The sequence below is a fragment of the Pelomonas nitida genome, assembly GCF_043555975.1.
Taxonomy (GTDB): domain Bacteria; phylum Pseudomonadota; class Gammaproteobacteria; order Burkholderiales; family Burkholderiaceae_C; genus Pelomonas; species Pelomonas nitida.
The window spans coordinates 93,536-111,813 of the sequence record NZ_JBIGIA010000009.1 but is presented as its reverse complement, the minus strand read 5'-3'; the positions used below and the strand labels follow the sequence as shown (position 1 = coordinate 111,813).

General features: G+C 68.0%; 17 protein-coding genes. 14 read left to right on the top strand and 3 right to left on the bottom strand.

The genetic code is table 11. The features are described from left to right. Positions 1-112 precede the first annotated feature (112 nt). Entirely contained in the window at positions 113-2,836 is a 2,724-nt protein-coding gene (gene acnA / locus ACG00X_RS13275) for an aconitate hydratase AcnA (protein ID WP_394488661.1), read from the bottom strand. A gap of 77 nt (positions 2,837-2,913) precedes the next feature. Between acnA and ACG00X_RS13270 the strand changes: the two genes are divergently transcribed. The 12 genes from ACG00X_RS13270 to dut all read left to right on the top strand — a co-directional run bounded on the left by ACG00X_RS13270 (position 2,914) and on the right by dut (position 14,764). Continuing rightward, positions 2,914-4,263 (top strand): MATE family efflux transporter, encoded by a 1,350-nt coding sequence (locus tag ACG00X_RS13270; protein ID WP_394488660.1) that lies wholly within the window; start codon positions 2,914-2,916, stop codon positions 4,261-4,263. Positions 4,264-4,341: 78 nt separating this feature from the next. Further along, positions 4,342-5,319 (top strand): BMP family lipoprotein, encoded by a 978-nt coding sequence (locus tag ACG00X_RS13265; RefSeq protein WP_394488659.1) that lies wholly within the window; start codon positions 4,342-4,344, stop codon positions 5,317-5,319. 79 nt (positions 5,320-5,398) lie between these two features. Continuing rightward, complete coding sequence (locus tag ACG00X_RS13260) at positions 5,399-6,943, top strand: ABC transporter ATP-binding protein (RefSeq protein ID WP_394488658.1); 1,545 nt, start codon at positions 5,399-5,401, stop codon at positions 6,941-6,943. Continuing rightward, entirely contained in the window at positions 6,940-8,043 is a 1,104-nt protein-coding gene (locus ACG00X_RS13255) for an ABC transporter permease (RefSeq protein WP_394488657.1), read from the top strand. Before ACG00X_RS13260 ends, ACG00X_RS13255 begins: the two co-directional genes overlap by 4 nt. Continuing rightward, the gene (locus ACG00X_RS13250) at positions 8,043-9,017 is read left to right on the top strand and encodes an ABC transporter permease (RefSeq protein WP_394488656.1); all 975 of its coding nucleotides are present in this window, start codon (positions 8,043-8,045) and stop codon (positions 9,015-9,017) included. Before ACG00X_RS13255 ends, ACG00X_RS13250 begins: the two co-directional genes overlap by 1 nt. Positions 9,018-9,027: 10 nt before the next feature. Next, positions 9,028-9,444: a cytidine deaminase gene (gene cdd / locus ACG00X_RS13245; protein WP_394488655.1), complete on the top strand. Its 417-nt coding sequence runs from the start codon at positions 9,028-9,030 to the stop codon at positions 9,442-9,444. A 7-nt stretch (positions 9,445-9,451) separates the two neighbouring features. Beyond that, positions 9,452-10,288: a purine-nucleoside phosphorylase gene (locus ACG00X_RS13240; RefSeq protein WP_394488654.1), complete on the top strand. Its 837-nt coding sequence runs from the start codon at positions 9,452-9,454 to the stop codon at positions 10,286-10,288. After that, the gene (deoC, locus tag ACG00X_RS13235; RefSeq protein ID WP_394488653.1) at positions 10,285-11,049 is read left to right on the top strand and encodes a deoxyribose-phosphate aldolase; all 765 of its coding nucleotides are present in this window, start codon (positions 10,285-10,287) and stop codon (positions 11,047-11,049) included. The genes ACG00X_RS13240 and deoC overlap by 4 nt, the downstream gene beginning before the upstream one ends. 9 nt (positions 11,050-11,058) lie before the next feature. Beyond that, positions 11,059-12,369: a thymidine phosphorylase gene (deoA, locus tag ACG00X_RS13230; RefSeq protein ID WP_394488652.1), complete on the top strand. Its 1,311-nt coding sequence runs from the start codon at positions 11,059-11,061 to the stop codon at positions 12,367-12,369. Then, positions 12,369-13,082: a tRNA (guanosine(46)-N7)-methyltransferase TrmB gene (gene trmB, locus ACG00X_RS13225; protein WP_394488651.1), complete on the top strand. Its 714-nt coding sequence runs from the start codon at positions 12,369-12,371 to the stop codon at positions 13,080-13,082. The genes deoA and trmB overlap by 1 nt, the downstream gene beginning before the upstream one ends. Next, positions 13,082-14,311, top strand: a complete 1,230-nt coding sequence (gene coaBC, locus ACG00X_RS13220; RefSeq protein ID WP_394488650.1) for a bifunctional phosphopantothenoylcysteine decarboxylase/phosphopantothenate--cysteine ligase CoaBC — start codon at positions 13,082-13,084, stop codon at positions 14,309-14,311. Before trmB ends, coaBC begins: the two co-directional genes overlap by 1 nt. A 3-nt stretch (positions 14,312-14,314) precedes the next feature. Next, positions 14,315-14,764: a dUTP diphosphatase gene (dut, locus tag ACG00X_RS13215; RefSeq protein WP_394488649.1), complete on the top strand. Its 450-nt coding sequence runs from the start codon at positions 14,315-14,317 to the stop codon at positions 14,762-14,764. 55 nt (positions 14,765-14,819) lie between these two features. On the opposite strand, the gene ACG00X_RS13210 is transcribed toward dut, so the two are convergent. Further along, a complete protein-coding gene (locus tag ACG00X_RS13210) occupies positions 14,820-15,341 on the bottom strand; it encodes an FKBP-type peptidyl-prolyl cis-trans isomerase (protein WP_394488648.1) in 522 nt (173 codons plus the stop codon). 39 nt (positions 15,342-15,380) lie between these two features. Here ACG00X_RS13210 and ACG00X_RS13205 point away from each other — a divergent pair, with 39 nt between their 5' ends. Then, complete coding sequence (locus tag ACG00X_RS13205) at positions 15,381-16,496, top strand: JmjC domain-containing protein (RefSeq protein ID WP_394488647.1); 1,116 nt, start codon at positions 15,381-15,383, stop codon at positions 16,494-16,496. Then, the gene (locus tag ACG00X_RS13200; protein ID WP_394488646.1) at positions 16,493-16,990 is read left to right on the top strand and encodes a hypothetical protein; all 498 of its coding nucleotides are present in this window, start codon (positions 16,493-16,495) and stop codon (positions 16,988-16,990) included. The genes ACG00X_RS13205 and ACG00X_RS13200 overlap by 4 nt, the downstream gene beginning before the upstream one ends. 507 nt (positions 16,991-17,497) lie before the next feature. On the opposite strand, the gene ACG00X_RS13195 is transcribed toward ACG00X_RS13200, so the two are convergent. Next, positions 17,498-18,277 carry an MBL fold metallo-hydrolase gene (locus ACG00X_RS13195; RefSeq protein ID WP_394488645.1) on the bottom strand — a complete coding sequence of 260 codons (780 nt, stop codon included), beginning with the start codon at positions 18,275-18,277 and terminating at the stop codon, positions 17,498-17,500. Between the last annotated feature and the right edge of the window lies 1 nt (position 18,278).

Genomic DNA, 18,278 nt, shown 5'->3' with positions numbered 1-18,278 from the left:
TTGAGGACGCGCCGGATTCTGTGAAGGCGCGAGGAGCTGCGGGTCGGGGACTATCCTGTCCCCGGAATCGGCTTAGGGCTTCGATCGGTGGCGCTGGCGGCGCCGCCGCTGCTCAGGCGGCCAGCAGCTGCCGCAGCACGAAGGGCAGGATGCCGCCGTGGCGGTAGTAGTCGACCTCGATGGCGGTGTCGATGCGCAGCGTCAGCGTGACCGACTGCGTGCTGCCGTCGGCCCGGGTGATGACCATCGTGGCGTCGCCCTGCGGCCGGATGTCGTCGGCCAGTGTGATGTCGATGGTCTCGGTGCCCACCAGGCCCAACCCCTCCCAACTGGTGCCGGGTTTGAACTGCAGCGGCAGCACGCCCATGCCGATGAGGTTGCTGCGGTGGATGCGCTCGAAGCTGCGTGCGATGACGGCCTTGATGCCCAGCAGCTGCGTGCCCTTGGCCGCCCAGTCGCGGCTCGAGCCGGTGCCGTACTCCTCGCCCGCGAAGATGACGGTGGGCGTGCCCTCGGCGATGTAGGCCATGGCGGCCTCAAAAATGGTGGTCTGCTGGCCGTCCTTCAGCGTGAAGCCGCCCTCCACGCGGGAGCCGTCGTCGCGGAGCGGCAGCATCAGGTTCTTCACGCGCACATTGGCGAAGGTGCCGCGCATCATCACGTCGTGGTTGCCGCGGCGCGCGCCGTAGGAGTTGAAGTCGGCCTTGTGCACGCCGCGCTCGACGAGGAACCTGCCGGCCGGCGTCGTCTCCTTGAACGATCCGGCGGGGCTGATGTGGTCGGTCGTGATCGAGTCGCCGAACAGCGCCATCACGCGGGCGCCGCGCACGCCGGCCTCCAGCGCCTTGGGGCTCATCGTGAAGCCGTCGAAGAAGGGCGGGCGGGCGATGTAGGTGCTGCGCGGCCAGTTGTAGACCTGGCCCTGCACGCCCTGGATGGCGTCCCACAGCTTGCCGGGTTGGCGTGCCACCTGGTCGTAGTTGTCCTTGAAGGCCTTCGGGTCCATGGCGTACTTCATCAGCGCATGGATCTCGTCGCTCGTCGGCCAGATGTCGCCGAGATAGACGGGCTGGCCCTTCGCGCCCGTCCCCACCGGCTCGGTCATCAGGTCACGCGTGACGGTGCCGGCGATGGCATAGGCCACCACCAGCGGTGGGCTGGCCAGGAAGTTGGCTTTCAGGTTGGGGTGGATGCGCGCCTCGAAGTTGCGGTTGCCCGACAGCACGGCGGCGCAGACGAGGTCGTTGTCCTGGATGACGCGGTTCAACTCCGGCGTCAGGTCGCCGGCATTGCCGATGCAGGTCGTGCAGCCGTAGGCCGCCACGTTGAAGCCCAGCTTCTCGAGGTAGGGTAGCAGGCCGGCCTTCTGCAGGTACTCGGTGACGATGCGCGAGCCCGGTGCCAGCGAGGTCTTGATGTGCGGCGAGACCTTGAGGCCGGCCTCGACCGCCTTCTTCGCCAGCAGGCCGGCCGCCAGCAGCACGCCGGGGTTGCTGGTGTTGGTGCAGGAGGTGATGGCGGCGATCAGCACGTCGCCGTTCTTCACCGGGATGCCGGAGGTGGTCTGGAATTCCTGCGCCAGCTTGGCCGCAGGCTGGTTGAAGCCGTTCTCGGCCACCGGCTTGCTGAACAGTTCGGCGAAGCTGCGCGACAGGTGGGTGATCTCGATGCGGTCCTGCGGCCGCTTCGGCCCGGCCAGGCTGGGCACGACGGTGCCGAGGTCCAGCGTGACGACGGCGGTGTAGTCGATGTCGCCGCGCTGGGGGACGCCGAACATCGCCTGCGCGCGCCAGTAGGCCTCGAAGGCCTCGATCTCGGCCGGGCTGCGGCCGGTGCCCTTGAAGTAGTCGACCGTCTTCTCGTCAACGGGGAAGAAGCCCATCGTCGCGCCGTACTCGGGCGCCATGTTGGCGATGGTGGCGCGGTCGGGCAGGGCGAGGCTGGCCGTGCCTTCGCCGAAGAATTCGACGAACTTGCCGACCACCTTGTGCTTGCGCAGGATCTCGGTGACGGTGAGCACCAGGTCGGTGGCCGTGACGCCTTCGCGCAGCCGGCCGGTCAGCTCGAAGCCGACGACGTCAGGCGTCAGGAAGTAGACCGGCTGGCCCAGCATGCCGGCTTCGGCCTCGATGCCGCCCACACCCCAGCCCACCACGCCGATGCCGTTGATCATCGTCGTGTGGCTGTCGGTGCCGACCAGGCTGTCGGGGTAGTAGACGCTGTCAGCCGTCTTGTGCACGCCGCGGGCCAGGTACTCGAGGTTCACCTGGTGGACGATGCCGAAGCCCGGCGGCACGACGCCGAAGGTGTCGAAGGCCTGCATGCCCCACTTCATGAACTCGTAGCGCTCGCGGTTGCGCTCGAACTCCAGCTTCATGTTGAGGTCCAGTGCCTTCTTGCTGCCGTAGTGGTCGACCATGACTGAGTGGTCTACCACCAGGTCCACCGGCACCAGCGGCTCGATGGTCTTGGGGTCGTGGCCCAGGTCGGCGGCAACGTTGCGCATCGCGGCGAGGTCGGCCAGCAGCGGCACGCCGGTGAAGTCCTGCAGCACGACGCGTGCGACGACGAAGGGAATCTCGTCGACGCGGGCCGCCGTCGGCTGCCAGTTGGCGAGCTGCTCGACATGCTCGGCCGTGACCTTCTTGCCGTCGCAGTTGCGCAGCACGCTCTCCAGCACGATGCGCATCGAGATGGGCATGCGCGCGACGTTCGGGAAGCGCCGCGCCAGTTCGGGCAGCGAGTACAGCTGCCCGGACTTGCCGGAAGCTGTGCGGAATTTCGCCCGGGTGCTGGCAAATGCGTGGGCGGTCTCGGTGGCGGCGCTTTGAGGCATCGTGACTCCTATACGATTCCGCCCCATTCTGGCGAGCTTGTTGTGACTTGTGTGATTCCCGCCCCGAGGACTCGGCCATGACCGCCGTGTCCGCTCGCCCGCGCCTGTTTCCGCTAACCTGGCCACTGCTGCTGGAGCTGTTGCTGGGCATCGGCATCGGCATCATCGGCACCGCCTTGGCCGCCCGGCTGTCGGATGACAGCGGCGCGGCCTTCGGCCTGGCCAATCAGGTGTTCGCGGCCATCTTCGTGCTGTTCCGGGTTGTTGGGGCCGGCGTCAGCGTGGCCGTCACGCAGGCGCTGGGCGCCGGGCGGCGGGAGCAGGCCGACGCGGTGGCCCGCGCGACGGTGGGCGCTAGCAGCTGGCTGGGCTTCGGCGGCGCGCTGGCGGCGCTGGTGGCGGCCGGGCCGCTGCTGAGTCTCGTCAATGCCCCGCCTGAAGTCGCGCCGCTGGCCCGCGTGCTGTTGCAGGCGCTGGCGCCCGCGTTGTTCATCGACGCGCTGAACGCCACGATGTCCAGCGTCATGCGGGCGCACTTGCGCAGCCGTGAGGCGCTGCTGGTGGTCATCGTCATCCAGATCGTCACGTTGGCGGTAGCGCTGCTGGCCATGCCCCACCTGGGGCTGGTGGGTTACGCGCTGGCCTGCCTGTGCGGGCGTGGCACCGGCATGGCGCTGCACATCGTGCTGTGGCGGCACCGGCTCGGCCTGCGCCTGCGGGCGGCGGACTGGTGGCAATTGCGCCGTGCGCCGCTGGCGACCGTGCTGCACATCGGCGTGCCGGGGGCGGCCGAGAACATCTCGTGGCGCCTGGCCTTCATGACCAGCCTGGCCGCCGTCGCGCAGCTGGGCGCGCTGGCCCTGGCCACGCACGCCTACACGATGCAGTTCCTGCACGTCATCCTGATGTTCGGCCTGGCCATCGCGTTCGCCGTGGAAATCCTCGTCGGGCACATGATCGGTGCCGGTGAGCTGCACGCAGCGCACAAATTGGTGCGCAAATCGCTGGGGTTCGGCCTGGTCGTGGCGCTGGTCGTGTCGGGCTGCTTTGCGCTGGCGGGGCCCTGGCTGCTGGCCAGGTTCACCGCCGATCCTCAGATCATCCAGCTCGGCAGCACCTTGCTGTGGTGGACGGTGCTGGTGGAGCCGGGGCGCGTGTTCAACATGGTCGTCATCAACGCGCTGCGCGCGGCCGGCGATGCGCGCTACCCCGTCGTGGCGGGGGCGGCGTCCATGGCGCTGGTGCTGGCCGGCGGCAGCTGGCTGCTGGGCGTCTACATGGGCTGGGGGCTGGTTGGCGTGTGGATTGCTTATGCCGCTGACGAATGGATTCGAGGCCTCTTGATGTGGCGCCGCTGGGCGACACTGGGATGGTTACCCCATGCCCGTGAGGCCCACCGAAAGCTGCGCCGCGCCAAGGCAGGGTGAATCCGTATTTTTCAGGTCAGTAAAACTTGTGGGATGTTTTCTACAATGCCCCCCTTTCGCCTCGCCCAACGCCAGCTCATGACATTCACGCTGCCCCGACTTTCCCTGGCCCTGATGCTCGCCTGTGGTGCGGCGCAGGCTGCTCAGCAGCCCGCGGTGATCTTCGACATGGGCGGCAAGTTCGACAAGTCCTTCAACCAGGCCGGCTACCAGGGTGCCGAGCTGTGGAAGAAGGAAACCGGCAAGACCTATCTCGAGTTCGAGATCAGCAACGACACCCAGCGCGTGCAGGCCATCCGCCGCATGGCGGAGAAGGGTGCCAGCCCCATCATCAGCGTCGGCTTCGCCCAGGCTTCGGCGCTGCAGCAGGTGGCCAAGGACTTCCCCAAGACCCAGTTCGCCATCATCGACGCCAAGGTCGACCTGCCCAATGTGCAGTCCGTGCTGTTCAAGGAGCATGAGGGCAGCTATGTCGTGGGTGCCATGGCGGCGCTGGTCACCAAGACCAACAAGGTCGGCTTTGTCGGCGGCATGGACATTCCGCTGATCCGCAAGTTCCAGTGCGGCTATGAGCAGGGCGCCAAGGCGACCAACCCGAAGATCGAGGTGTTCTCGAACATGACGGGGACCACGTCGACGTCCTGGAACGACCCCACGCGCGGCGGCGAGCTGGCCAAGGCGCAGTTCACCAAGGGTTCGGACATCGTTTTCGCTGCTGCGGGCGGCACCGGCGTGGGCGTCTACCAGGCGGCCAAGGACGCTGGCAAGTTCGCCATCGGCGTCGACAGCAACCAGAACCATCTGCAGCCCGGCACCATGCTGACCTCCATGGTCAAGCGTGTGGACGTGGCCGTCTACAACGTGCTCAAGGGCTGGAAGCCCGGCGTGCAGATCATGGGCCTGAAGGAAGGTGGCGTGGATTACGCCGTCGACGAGAACAACGCCAAGCTGATCAACCCGGCGCTGAAGGCCAAGGTCGATGCCGTCAAGGCCGACATCATTGCCGGCAAGATCAAGGTGGCCGACTACATGGCCGACAACGCCTGCAAGTATTGAAGGCATCGCCGGGTCGGCCCGACGGCGCGCGCGCCGGACGCGGGCGCCAGCATTGATCACCGAGCGTTCATGCCCTGACATGCCAGAGCAAGTCCATCCAGCCGTCCGTCTGCGGGCGATCTCCAAGCGCTTCGGCGCGGTCCAGGCCAATCGCGAGGTGTCGTTCGACATCGCGGCGGGCCATGTGCACGGCCTCGTCGGCGAGAACGGTGCCGGCAAGAGCACCTTGATGGCCATCCTGTATGGCTACTACCACGCCGACGCGGGCAGCATCGAGATCGACGGCCGGGCCGTCCACATCGGCAACTCGCAGCAGGCGATCCAGCTCGGCATCGGCATGGTCCACCAGCATTTCATGCTGGTCGATACGCTGACCTGCCTGGAAAACATCATGCTGGGCGCGGAGGGCGGCTTTTTCCTGACGCCGTCCAAGGCCAAGGTGCGTGCCAAGCTGCAGGCGCTGATGGCCGAGACCGGCCTGCAGGTGCAGCTGGATGCACGCGTCGGCGACCTGCCGGTGGGCGAGCTGCAACGGCTGGAGATCCTCAAGGCGCTGTACCGCGGCGCCAAGATCCTCATCCTCGACGAGCCCACGGCGGTGCTGACGCCGCAGGAGACCGACCAGCTCTTCGTCACGCTGCGCCGGCTGCAGCAGCTGGGCACGACGCTCATCCTCATCACGCACAAGCTGCGCGAGGTGATGAGCTTGTGCAGCGCCGTGACGGTGATGCGGGCCGGGCAGGTGGTCGAGACGCGCGACATCAGCGGCTGGAGCGAGGAATCGCTGGCCGAGTCCATGGTGGGTCGCAAGGTCACGCTGGGCCGCCCCGAGGGCCTGCAGGTGAATGCCGGTGATGTGCGGCTGCAGGCCAGCGGCCTGAGCCTGAAGCACGCCAACGGCGTGCCGGCCCTGAAGGACGTGAGCCTGAGTTTGCGCGCCGGCGAGATCGTCGGCGTGGCGGGCGTGTCGGGCAACGGCCAGAGCGAGCTGCTGGAAGTGCTGTCCGGCCTGCGCGCGCCGGAGGGGGGGCGCATGGAGTTGGCCGGTCAGGCCTTCACGCCCGATGCCTGGCTGGACACGGCCCAGGCCCGGCCGCTGCGGCTGGCGCATGTGCCGGAGGACCGCCATGCGGTGGGCCTGGTCATGAATTTCCCGGCCTGGGAGTCGGCGGTGCTGGGCTACCAGAACCTGCCCAAGTACCGACGCGGGGCCGCCATGCACCACGCGGCGATGCGCGACGCCACGAAGCAGATGCAGGAGCGCTTTGACGTGCGCCCGCGCGACGAGAACCTCGGGTCGTCGAAGTTCTCGGGCGGCAACCAGCAAAAGCTCATCCTGGCGCGCGAGATCGGTGAGCAGCCGACCGTGCTGCTTGTCGGCCAGCCCACCCGCGGCGTCGACATCGGCGCCATCGAATTCATCCACCACCAGTTGCGCGCGCTGCGCGATGCCGGCTGCGCGGTGTTGCTGGTCAGCAGCGAGCTCGACGAGATCCTGGCGCTGGCCGATCGCGTCGTCGTCATGAACTGCGGTCGCATCACGGGCGAACTCGCCATCGAGGATTGCGACGAAAAACGCCTTGGCCTGTTGATGGCCGCACAAGAAGAACGAGCCGCTGCATGAGCCAGCCGATACAACTTCCCCGCTGGATCGACATCGGCCTGCTGCCGCTGTGGAACCTGGCCATTGCGCTGGTCGTGGCCGGCCTCGTCGTCATGGTCATCGGCCACAGCCCCTGGCAGGCGCTGACGGTGCTGCTGGACGGCGCGCTGGGCAGCGTGCGCGGTCTGGGCTATTCGCTGTACTACGCGACGACCTTCATCTTCACCGGCCTGGCCGTGGCGGTGGCCATCCATGCCGGCCTGTTCAACATCGGTGGCGAGGGCCAGGCCACGCTGGGCGGCGTGGGCGTTGCGCTGGTGGCGCTGTGGCTGGGCGCCAAGCTGCCGGCCATCGTCATGCTGCCGTTGCTGGTCGTCGCTGCGGCGGTCTTCGGCATGCTGTGGGCGGCGGTGCCGGCCTATCTGCAGGCCTGGCGCGGCAGCCACATCGTCATCACGACGATCATGTTCAATTTCCTGGCTGCCGGACTGAACGGCTATCTGCTCGTCAACTGGCTGCGCCCGGCCGGCAGCATGGCGGTGGAATCGGCCGAGTTCGCCGACTCGGCGCGCATGCCGGCGCTGCACCAGATCGCCGCGGCCATGGGCGTGGAGCTGCCATCGTCGCCGTTGAACCTCAGCCTGGTCATCGCGCTGCTGGCCTGTGTGGCGGTCGGCTGGTTCCTCTGGAAGAGTGCTGCCGGTTACGGCGTGCGGGCCGTCGGCAGCGCGCCGCGCGCCGCGCACTACGCCGGCATCCGGCCGCGCCTGCAGGTGTTGCTGGCCATGGCCATCTCCGGTGCGCTGGCGGGCATGGTGGGCATCAATGAGATCTCGGGCGTGCAGGGCAAGCTCACGCTGGACTTCGTCGCTGGCGCCGGCTTCACCGGCATCGCCGTGTCGCTGATGGGGCGCAACCATCCGATCGGCATCGTGCTGGCCTCGCTGCTGTTCGGCGTGCTCTACCAGGGTGGTGTGGAAGTGAGCTTCGAGCTGCAGGGCTTCAGCCGGGAGATGGTGGTCACGGCGCAAGGCCTGATCGTGTTGTTCTCCGGCGCGATGGCCACCGTCAGCGCGCCGCTGTTTGCCCGCGTCTATGCCAAGTTGAAGGGAGGCCGCTGATGGATGAAGTCCTGATCGCCTCGGTGCTGGCGTCCACGCTGCGCGTCAGTGCGCCGCTGCTGTTGTGCGCGATGGCGGGCGTGCTGTCCGAGCGCGCAGGCGTTGTCGACCTGGGCCTGGAAGGCAAGATGCTGTTGGCGGCGTTTGCTGCGGCGGCCACGGCGGCCGTCACGCACTCCACCGGCCTGGGCCTGCTGGCGGCCATCGTTGTCGCCTGCTTTGCTTCGCTGCTGCATGGCTTCGCCTGCGTCTCGAACCGGGGCGACCAGGTCGTCTCCGGCGTGGCCTTGAACATGATCGCCGCCGGCCTGACGGTCGTGCTGGGCATCGCCTGGTTCCAGCAAGGCGGGCAAACGCCGCCCATCGAGGCTGATGTACGCCTGACGGCGCTGGCGCCGGGTTTTGCGGAACCGCAGGCCGGGCAGTGGTGGGCCTCGGTGGTCGGCCACGGCCTGCTCAGCCATAACGTGCTGGTCTATGTGGCCTTCCTGATGGTCGCGGCCGTCTGGTTCTTCCTGGAGCGCACGCGCCCGGGCCTGCGCCTGCGCGCGGTGGGCGAGAACCCGGCGATGGTGGAGGCTGCCGGCATGTCCGTGCAGGGGCTGCGCTATCAGGCACTGTTGATGAACGGCGTGCTGTGCGGCCTGGCCGGCGCTTATCTGACGCTGGCGCAGAACGCCTCGTTCTCGCCCAACATGACCGCCGGCCGCGGTTTCATCGCGCTGGCCGCGATGATCTTCGGCAAGTGGAAGCCGCTGCCCACGCTGGGGGCCTGCCTGCTGTTCGGTTTCCTGGATGCCGTGGCCATCCGCATGCAGGGCGTGCAGCTGCCGGCCGCCTTGGGCGGAGGCGAAGTGCCGGTGCAACTGATCCAGGCGCTGCCCTACATCCTGACGGTGGTGCTGCTGGCGGGCTTCATCGGTTCTGCCATCGCCCCGAAGGCGCTGGGCCGGCCGTATGTCAAGGAACGGTAAGGGAGGGCTGATGGATCTGTCTCAAGACCTGTTGGATCGTCTGTTCGCCGAGGCCTTGCGAGCCCGCGCGTTCGCGCATGCGCCTTACTCCCGCTACCAGGTGGGCGTGGCCATCCTCGACGAGCAGGGCCGCATCCACATCGGCGCCAACATGGAGAACGCGGCCTACCCGCAAGGGTGGTGTGCCGAACCTTCGGCGCTGACGGCCATGATCATGGCCGGCGGCAAGCAGGCCAAGGTGGCGGTGGTCACCGGCCCGGGGCCGGACATCATCAGCCCCTGCGGCGGCTGCCGCCAGAAGCTCCGGGAGTTCTCCGTGCCCGAGGAGCTTGTCATCATTGCCGGCGATCCTGGCGGCATGCGCCAACGCTGGACCCTGGCCGAGCTGCTCCCGCACAGCTTCGGACCGTCTCACCTGAATTTCTGAGGTCTCCATGATCGATAACCAAAAGCTCGACGTCGCGATCACCGCGAGCGTCGAGAAGCTGCAATCCCTGTTCGGCGCTGCGCCGGAAGTCGCCGTCGTGCTGGGCTCCGGCTGGGCCGGTGCGGTCAGCCACGTGCAGGACGGCAAGAGCCTGTCCTATGCCGAGCTGCCGGCTTTCCCGCAGCCCAAGGTCGAGGGGCATGTCAACGAGGCCGTCGTCGGCCACATCGGCGGTCAGCGCGTGGTGTTCCTGCGTGGCCGGGCACACACGTACGAAAGCGGCGAGTGCACCGGCATGGCGGGTGCCATTCGCACACTCAAGCGCTGGGGCGTCAAGCTGCTGGTGCAGACGAACGCCTCCGGCTCGTTGCGCAGCCACATGCCGCCCGGCAGCCTGATGCTGATTGCCGACCACATCAACGCGCCCCAGCGCAGCCCGCTGGTGGGTGAACAGGGCAGCCATCGCTTCGTCGACATGGTCAATGCCTACGACGGCGAGCTGCGCAAGCACGCGCTGGCGCTGGCCAAGGCGGAGAACCTGATGCTGGGCGAGGGCGCCTATTGCTGGGCGCTGGGCCCGCAGTTCGAGACGCCGGCCGAGATCCGCATGTTCGCGGCCTGGGGCGCCGATGCCGTCGGCATGAGCACCGTGCCCGAGACCATCCTGGCCCGCCACGCCGGCCTCAAGGTGATGGGCATCGCGCTGATGACCAACATGGCCGCCGGCCTGTCCGCCGAAGCGCTCACGCATGACCTGACGCTGAAGCAGGCCCAGGCATCCGGCGAGCGTGCCGCTGGCTTCCTGGCCGCGCTGGTGGCCAGCTTCAAGGGCGTGACGCTGTGACCACGGAGCTGAAGGCGGCGGCCCGCACGGCGCTGGCCTGCCTGGACCTGACCAGCCTGAACGACAGCGACACCGCTGCCGACATCGACGCACTGTGCCGTCGCGCCCAGACGGCCCACGGCCCCGTGGCGGCGGTCTGCGTGTGGCCTCGCTTCGTGGCGCAGGCGCGTGCAGCGCTGCCGGCGGCCATCAAGGTGGCAGCCGTGGCGAACTTCCCGGCCGGTGCGCTGGACGTGCAGCGTGCGCTGGCCGATGTGGCCGAGATCGCGCAGGCCGGCGGCGACGAGGTCGACGTGGTGCTGCCCTACCGTGCGCTGCTGGCAGACCAGGTCACCGAGGTGGCCGAGTTCCTGTCCGAGGTGCGCTTCGCGTCGCGGCCGCTGACGCTGAAGGTCATCATCGAATCCGGCGAACTGGCCTCGGCCGAGCGCATCGCCCAGGCCACCCGCATGGCGCTGGTGGCTGGCGCCGATTTCGTCAAGACCAGCACCGGCAAGACGCCGGTTGGCGCCACACCCGCGGCCGCTGCCGTGATGCTGAAGGAAATCAAGGCCAGCGGCCTGTCGTCGGCCGGCTTCAAGGCGTCGGGTGGTGTGCGCTCGGTGGCGGACGCCGCCGGCTACATCGCCCAGGCCGAGGCCGCCCTCGGCGGCGCCATGCTGACCCCGCAACGCCTGCGCTTCGGCGCCAGCGGCCTGTTGACCGACATCGAGGCCGTGCTCGCCGGTGCTGCCTCCACCGCTTCCGACGCGGCTTACTGATCCGACCCCATGCTTGCCCAAGAAATCATCCGCGCCAAGCGCGACGGCCAGGCGCTCAACGCAGCGCAAATCCAGAACTTCGTCGACGGCCTGACGCACAACACCTGGAGCGAAGGCCAGGTCGCCGCGCTCGGCATGGCCGTGTTTCTGAAGGGCATGGGCCGTGACGAAGCCGTGCTGCTGACCCGCGCGATGATGAACTCCGGCCGCGTCATGCGCTGGCCCGACATGCCCGGCCCCGTGCTCGACAAGCACAGCAGTGGCGGCGTGGGCGACAAGGTCAGCCTGATGCTGGCGCCCATGGTCGCTGCCTGCGGTGGCTATGTGCCGATGATCGCCGGCCGCGGCCTCGGCCACACCGGCGGCACGGTCGACAAGCTCGAAGCCATCCCGGGCTACACGACGACGCCCGACCCGGCGAAGTTCGACCAGATCGTGCGCAGCTTGGGTTGCGCCATCATCGGGCAGACCGCCGACCTGGCGCCTGCCGACAAGCGCTTCTACGCGACGCGCGACGTGACGGCCACCGTCGAGAGCGTGCCGCTGATCACCGCCAGCATCCTGTCCAAGAAGCTGGCCGCCGGCCTCGAAGGCCTGGCCATGGACATCAAGTGTGGCAATGGCGCGTTCGCGTCCACGCCCGAGTTCGCGCAGGAACTGGCCGAGAGCATCGTTGCCGTGGCCGGCGGTGCAGGCCTGAAGACGCGTGCCTTGATCACCGACATGAACCAGATCCTGGGCACGGATGTCGGCAATGCGCTGGAGATCGTCGAGACCATTCGCTACCTGAAGGGCGAGGTGCGCGAGCCGCGCCTGCACGAAGTCACGCTGGCGCTGTGCGCCGAGATGCTGGTGCTGGGCGGCCTGGCTGCCGACACGGCCGCCGCGCGCGTGAAGCTGCAGGCCGCGCTGGATTCCGGCGCTGCGGCGGAGAAGTTCGCGAAGATGGTCGTGGCCCTGGGCGGCCCGGCCGATCTGCTGGAGCGCCACGCCGCCTATCTGCCCGTGGCTCCCGTCGTGAAGCCTGTGCCGGCACCGCGCGACGGCGTCGTCACGACGATGGCGACCCGTGACCTCGGCGTGGCCATCGTCGAACTGGGCGGCGGCCGCCGCAAGGCCGGTGACGCCATCGACATGCGCGTGGGCTTCTCCGACGTGAAGCCCATCGGCACCCGTGTCGCGGCCGGCGAGCCGCTGGCGCTGATCCACGCGGCCGACGAGGCAGCAGCCGAGCGCGCCATCGCGTCCTACCTCGCCGCCGTTTCGCTGGGCGAGGCCGATGTTGCCGCCACGCCGCTGGTCATGGCGACAATCGGGTGATGGACGAGCAGAACAACAACCCACCACAGGACGCCCCGCAGGATCCCCCCCGACGGGCCATCAAGAGCTTCGTCACGCGCGCAGGCCGCATGGGCACGGGCCAGATCAAGGCGCTGGCCGAGCTGGGCCCGAAGTTCGTGCTGCCCTACAAGGCTGAGCGCATCTCGGCCGAGCAGATCTTCGGCCGCAAGGCGCCGCTGGTGCTGGAGATCGGCTTCGGCATGGGCGGCGCGACCGCCCAGATCGCCAAGACACTGCCCGACCACGACTTCATCGGCTGCGAGGTGCACGAGCCCGGCGTCGGCGCGCTGCTCAAGCTCATCGACGAGCAGCAGATCGCCAACATCCGTATCGTCCAGCACGACGCGGTGGAAGTGCTGCGGGACATGGTCGGCCCCGATGTGCTGGCGGGCGTGCACATCTTCTTCCCCGACCCGTGGCACAAGAAGCGCCATAACAAGCGCCGGCTGATCCAGCCGGAGTTCGTCGCCAAGCTGGTGCAGCACATTGCGCCCGGCGGTTATCTGCACTGCGCGACCGACTGGCAGCCCTATGCCGAGCAGATGCTCGAAGTGCTGAGCGCCGAGCGGGCGCTTCAGAACACCGCTTCAGGCTATGCCGAGAAGCCCGCCTACCGCCCGCTGACCAAGTTCGAGAACCGTGGCATCAAGCTCGGGCACGGGGTCTGGGATCTGGTGTTCAGGAAACGCTGATGACAACGAGCTCCCTCCACGGCAAGCACATTCTGCTGGCGATGACCGGCGGCATCGCCGGCTACAAGATCGCCGAGCTGACGCGCCTTTTCGTGAAGGGAGGTGCCACCGTCCAGGTCATGATGACCGAGGGCGCTGAGGCTTTCATCACCGCGGTGACCATGCAGGCCTTGTCCGGCCGCCCCGTCTACACCAGCCAGTGGGACGCACGGCCCGACAACAACATGGCCCACATCAACCTCAGCCGCGCGGCCGATGTGATGCTGGTGGCGCCCGCCAGCGCCGACGCCATCGCGGCGCTGGCGCAGGGCAGGGCAGACGATCTCGTCAGTCTGACCGCGCTGGCGCGCCGGATCCACGAGTGCCCGCTGCTGGTCGTGCCGGCGATGAACCGCGAGATGTGGGCCCATCCGGCCACGCAGCGCAACGTGGCGCAGATCACCGCCGACGGCGCCACCGTCATCGGCCCGGCCAACGGCGACCAGGCCTGTGGCGAGATCGGTGACGGCCGCATGCTGGAGGCTCAGGAGATCTTCGACGACGTCGAGGCCTTTCTCGCGCCCAAGCTCTTGCGCGGCAAGAAGCTGCTCATCACGGCCGGCCCCACCTTCGAGCCTATCGACCCGGTGCGTGGCATCACGAACCACAGCAGCGGCAAGATGGGCTTCGCCATCGCGCGTGCCGCGGCCGAGGCGGGCGCTGACGTCACCTTGGTTGCCGGCCCGGTGCACCTGGCCACGCCGCGCGGCGTGCAGCGCATCGACGTGCAGTCGGCGCAGCAGATGTACGACGCCGTGCTGCCGCAGGCGCCGCATCACCATGCCTTCATCGCCGCCGCCGCCGTGGCCGACTGGCGGCCCGCGCAAACGCACGAGCACAAGCTGAAGAAGGTCGAGGGCGGCGCGAATTTGGCGGGTACGGCGCCGACCATCGCGATGGCGGAGAACCCCGACATCCTCGCGGCCGTCGCGAATCTGCCCCGGCCGCCTTATTGCGTCGGCTTCGCCGCCGAAAGCGAAAAGCTGGCCGAGTACGCCGAGGCCAAGCGTCGCCGCAAGGGCATCCCGCTCATCATCGCCAACCTCGGCCCGGCCACCTTCGGCCGCGACGACAACGCACTGCTGCTCATCGACGAGCACGGCCAGCGTGAGCTGCCCGAAGCGGGCGGGCGCGCCGACAAGCTCAGCCTCGCGCGTGCGCTGATCGCCGATCTCTCCAAACGTCTCTAGTCAATGCACCAGATCGACTTGCAAGTGCTCGATGCCCGCATGGCCGAGCAACTCCCCGCCTATGCCACCCCCGGCAGCGCCGGCCTGGACCTGCGCGCCTGCCTCGACGCCGCCATCACGCTGGCCCCCGGGCAGACGACGCTGATCCCCACGGGGCTTGCCATCCACATCGCTGACCCGGGGCTGGCGGCCATCATCCTGCCGCGCTCGGGCCTGGGGCACAAACACGGCATCGTGCTGGGCAACCTCGTGGGGTTGATCGACAGCGACTACCAGGGCCAACTGATGGTCAGCTGCTGGAACCGCAGTCAGGCGGAGTTCGTCATCCAGCCGATGGAGCGCATTGCACAGCTGGTCATCGTGCCGGTCGTGCAGGCGCAGTTCCGGCGGGTGGACAGCTTCGATGCCTCGTCGCGCGGCGCCGGCGGCTTCGGCTCCACCGGCAAGGCCTGACTTGAATCACTGAATCCGTTGGGGCCGAGCTCGCTTGGCTCAGCCTGGCCCACGATCAGTGAAGACTTTCGTCCGGCGGTGCGCCGGTCTGCACCATGAAGATGGGCTCGCCGACCGAGCCGGCCTGCACCTCGTCTTCAGTGGCCGGGCGCACGTCCAGCAGCGTCATGTGCATGCGCAGGCCGATGCCCGCCAGCGCGTGGTTGCCGTCCAGCACGACGTGCTCCGGGTAGACCTCGGTGACCGTGTAGACCACCTCCGTGGGCATGCCTTCCGTCGCGGCGCCTTCGGGCAGGCCTTCGAACTGCATGCCGGGCTCGACGTCCGACGGAAACAGGGCACGGGCCTCGAAGCAGACCAGGCCCGAGTCGTAGTCGCCGAACGCTTCTTCCGGCTGCAAGGCCAGTGAGGTCTGGAACCCGGCCTCCTGGCCCTCCAGCGCTTCCTCGACCTTCGCGAACAGATCGTCGCCGCCGAGCAGGAATTCCATCGGCTCCGCCAACTCGTCGATGAGTTGGCCTTGGGCATCTTCGAGTCTCCAGCGCAGGGAGACGACACAGGGGCGGGTCGCTTGCATGGGATCAATTTTCCCACACGGGCTCGGCACAATGCCCGCATGCATATCGATCTCCCGACTCCCATCTTCGCTGGCCTGAGCCCGGCGCAATTCATGCGCAAGCACTGGCAGAAGAAGCCCTTGCTGGTGCGCCAGGCTTTTGCCGGCATCCAGCCGCCTGCGTCGCTCAAGGAGCTGGCCGCGCTGGCGGCGCGGGATGACGTCGAATCCCGCGTCGTCAGTGCCTTCGATGGCGACTGGCAGCTCAAGCATGGGCCTGTTGCGCGGTTGCCCGCGATGAGCAAGCCGGGCTGGACGCTGCTCGTGCAGGGGCTGGACCAGCATGTGCCCGCAGCCCGTGCGCTGCTCGACCAGTTCCGCTTCGCACCCGATGCGCGCCTGGACGACCTGATGGTCTCCGTCGCCAGCGATGGCGGCGGCGTCGGCCCGCATTTCGATTCCTACGACGTGTTCCTCATCCAGCTGGCCGGTAAGCGCCGCTGGCGCATCGGTGCGCAGCGCGACGCCGTGCTGCGTGATGACGTGCCGCTGAAGATCATCTCGAACTTCAAGCCCGAACAAGAGTTCGAGCTGGAACCGGGTGACATGCTCTATCTCCCGCCTGGCTGGGCGCACGATGGCGTGGCCGTGGGCCCGGGCTGCATGACGGGCTCGGTGGGCTTTCGGGCCTCGACCGGGGAGGGCCTCGCGGCCGAATTGCTGCCGCGCCTGTTCGACGATGTCGACACGGCGGGCAAGTTGTACTCAGACCCTCGCCAGGAGGCGACGAGCGAGCCGGCCCGCGTGCCGGTGGCTTTGCTGGAGTTCGCCCGCCGCGCCGTCGAGGCTGCCGTGCATCGTCCGCAGGCGCTTGAGCGGGCGCTCGGCGAGGCGCTGACCGAACCCAAGCCCCAGGTCTGGTTCGAGCCCGGCGACGTGCTACCCGAGGGGCAGGGCGCCGCGCTCGATCGACGCAGCCGCATGCTCTACGACACGGCGCATGTGTTCCTCAACGGTGAGAGCTTCCGCGCCGGTGGTCGCGATGCCACGCTGATGCATCGGCTGGCGGATCGCCGTGTGCTGACCGCTGCCGAAGTGGCGCGACTGTCGCCCGAGGCGCGCGAACTGCTAGACCAGTGGACCGAGGATGGCTGGGTGCAGCCGCTCGACGCATGAATGCGCAGGCCTTCGGGGGGCGCGCCGAGTTTCAGCGACTCATCGTGCAGGCCTGGGTCTGGGCCGCCGAGCAGGGGTGCCGGGAGCTGCATGCCTGGGATGCCAGTTTCTCGGATTGGCCGTTGTCGGATGCGGAGCTGCTGACTGCGCTGACAGGCTGGGCGCGCCAGGGGCGGCGGTTACATCTGCTCGCGCAGCAGTATGACGAGGTGCTGCGCCGACACCCTCGTTTCGTGCGCTGGCGCCGGGACTTCGGTCATTGCATAACGGCGCATGCGGTGGAGCCGGACGTGCCACTCGATACGTCCCCCCAGAGTTTGTTGTTGGCAGTCGGCGCGGACGGTATGGCGCTGAGCCTGCGGCTGTTTGATCGGCATCGCTGGCGTGGCGAAGTCAGCCGGGATGCCGGCGAGCGCATGCGCGCACTTGAGTGGTTTGATGCCCTGGCGCAACGTTCAAGCGAATCATTTGCGTCGACAACGTTGGGCCTATGACATGTTGTGACAAGCGAAGCCCTATAATCGGCGGCTGAGGCGAGGGAAGCGCTCGAGGTTTTCCGCGTCTTCTTCTGAGGGGTCGGCGGATGGTTATTTGACTGCCGCGCGGCCCCAAAAATTTGGTGTGCACCGTCGTTAAACGTTTGAGGACAAGTATGACTAAGTCGATCCTGTTGGCTTCCCTGCTGGCTGCTGCTGCGCTGACCGCTTGCGGCAAGAAGCCGGAAGAGCCCAAGGTTGAAGCTCCTGTGGCCGCTCCTGTGGCCGCTCCTGTGGCTGCCCCGGCCGCTTCGGAAGCCGCTTCGGCTGCCGCTAGCGCTGTTGACGCTGGCGCTTCGGCTGTTGCCGACGCTGCCGCTTCGGCCGCCTCGAAGTAATCACTTCGTCCCAGCAAAAAGCCGCCGCTGCGCAAGCAGGGGCGGCTTTTTCTATTCCGCTGTGCTGGCGCCGTTATTCAGTGGGGCGTCGCCAAATACAAAACTTTTCGCTGGCGTTTTAGAGAGCTCAGTCCAGTTCGACCCAGCCGAAACCCAATGCCGGATCGGCGACGCGAATATCGGCAACGGCGCAATTCAGCACCGGTGCGAGCGCGGCTCTGGCCAGGTCTGGTGAGTTGTTTTTCTCGCTGAGGTGTGCGGCGACGACGGCGCCAAGTGCGGGGTGCAGGCAGCGCCCCAGCAACTCGGCGGCGGCGACATTGGACAGGTGGCCATGGCTGCCCAGGATGCGGCGTTGTAGTGCCGGCGGATACGGCCCGGCGCGAAGCATGGCCTCGTCGTGGTTGCATTCCAGCAGCAGGCCCCTGCAGCCCGCCAGTGCGTTGGCGACGGCCTGTGGGGCGCTGCCCAGGTCCGTGACGATGCCCAGGCGCACGGCGCCATCGCTGACGCACAGTTGCAGCGGCTCCAGGGCGTCGTGTGGCACGGCGAAGGGTTGCAGTTCGAGATCGCCCAGCGCGATGGTTTCGCCGCTGCGGGCGAGGCGCAGCAAGCTGGCGTCGAAGTCGTCGCAACCCATGGCACGCCAGGTGCCGCGGCTGGTGATCAGCGGGATGCGGTGGCGGCGTGCGAATGCCAACGAGCGGCCGACATGATCGCCGTGCTCGTGCGTGATGAAGATGGCGTCGATGTCTGCGGCGCCGTGCCCGGCGATTGCCAGCCGGCGCAGCAGTTCGCGCTCGCTGAAGCCTGCATCGACGAGGATGCGGGTGGTCGTGATGCCCTGGCTGGCCTCCACCAGCGTGGCATTGCCACCGCTGCCGCTGCCCAGATTGCGAAAGCGCATG

What these genes read in the sequence shown, in the direction of transcription:
- acnA (WP_394488661.1), bottom strand. Translation starts at nt 2,836, where the DNA reads ATGCCTCAAAGCGCCGCCACCGAGACCGCCCACGCATTTGCCAGCACC.
- ACG00X_RS13270 (WP_394488660.1), top strand. Translation starts at nt 2,914, where the DNA reads ATGACCGCCGTGTCCGCTCGCCCGCGCCTGTTTCCGCTAACCTGGCCA.
- ACG00X_RS13265 (WP_394488659.1), top strand. Translation starts at nt 4,342, where the DNA reads ATGACATTCACGCTGCCCCGACTTTCCCTGGCCCTGATGCTCGCCTGT.
- ACG00X_RS13260 (WP_394488658.1), top strand. Translation starts at nt 5,399, where the DNA reads ATGCCAGAGCAAGTCCATCCAGCCGTCCGTCTGCGGGCGATCTCCAAG.
- ACG00X_RS13255 (WP_394488657.1), top strand. Translation starts at nt 6,940, where the DNA reads ATGAGCCAGCCGATACAACTTCCCCGCTGGATCGACATCGGCCTGCTG.
- ACG00X_RS13250 (WP_394488656.1), top strand. Translation starts at nt 8,043, where the DNA reads ATGGATGAAGTCCTGATCGCCTCGGTGCTGGCGTCCACGCTGCGCGTC.
- cdd (WP_394488655.1), top strand. Translation starts at nt 9,028, where the DNA reads ATGGATCTGTCTCAAGACCTGTTGGATCGTCTGTTCGCCGAGGCCTTG.
- ACG00X_RS13240 (WP_394488654.1), top strand. Translation starts at nt 9,452, where the DNA reads ATGATCGATAACCAAAAGCTCGACGTCGCGATCACCGCGAGCGTCGAG.
- deoA (WP_394488652.1), top strand. Translation starts at nt 11,059, where the DNA reads ATGCTTGCCCAAGAAATCATCCGCGCCAAGCGCGACGGCCAGGCGCTC.
- trmB (WP_394488651.1), top strand. Translation starts at nt 12,369, where the DNA reads ATGGACGAGCAGAACAACAACCCACCACAGGACGCCCCGCAGGATCCC.
- coaBC (WP_394488650.1), top strand. Translation starts at nt 13,082, where the DNA reads ATGACAACGAGCTCCCTCCACGGCAAGCACATTCTGCTGGCGATGACC.
- dut (WP_394488649.1), top strand. Translation starts at nt 14,315, where the DNA reads ATGCACCAGATCGACTTGCAAGTGCTCGATGCCCGCATGGCCGAGCAA.
- ACG00X_RS13210 (WP_394488648.1), bottom strand. Translation starts at nt 15,341, where the DNA reads ATGCAAGCGACCCGCCCCTGTGTCGTCTCCCTGCGCTGGAGACTCGAA.
- ACG00X_RS13205 (WP_394488647.1), top strand. Translation starts at nt 15,381, where the DNA reads ATGCATATCGATCTCCCGACTCCCATCTTCGCTGGCCTGAGCCCGGCG.
- ACG00X_RS13200 (WP_394488646.1), top strand. Translation starts at nt 16,493, where the DNA reads ATGAATGCGCAGGCCTTCGGGGGGCGCGCCGAGTTTCAGCGACTCATC.
- ACG00X_RS13195 (WP_394488645.1), bottom strand. Translation starts at nt 18,277, where the DNA reads ATGCGCTTTCGCAATCTGGGCAGCGGCAGCGGTGGCAATGCCACGCTG.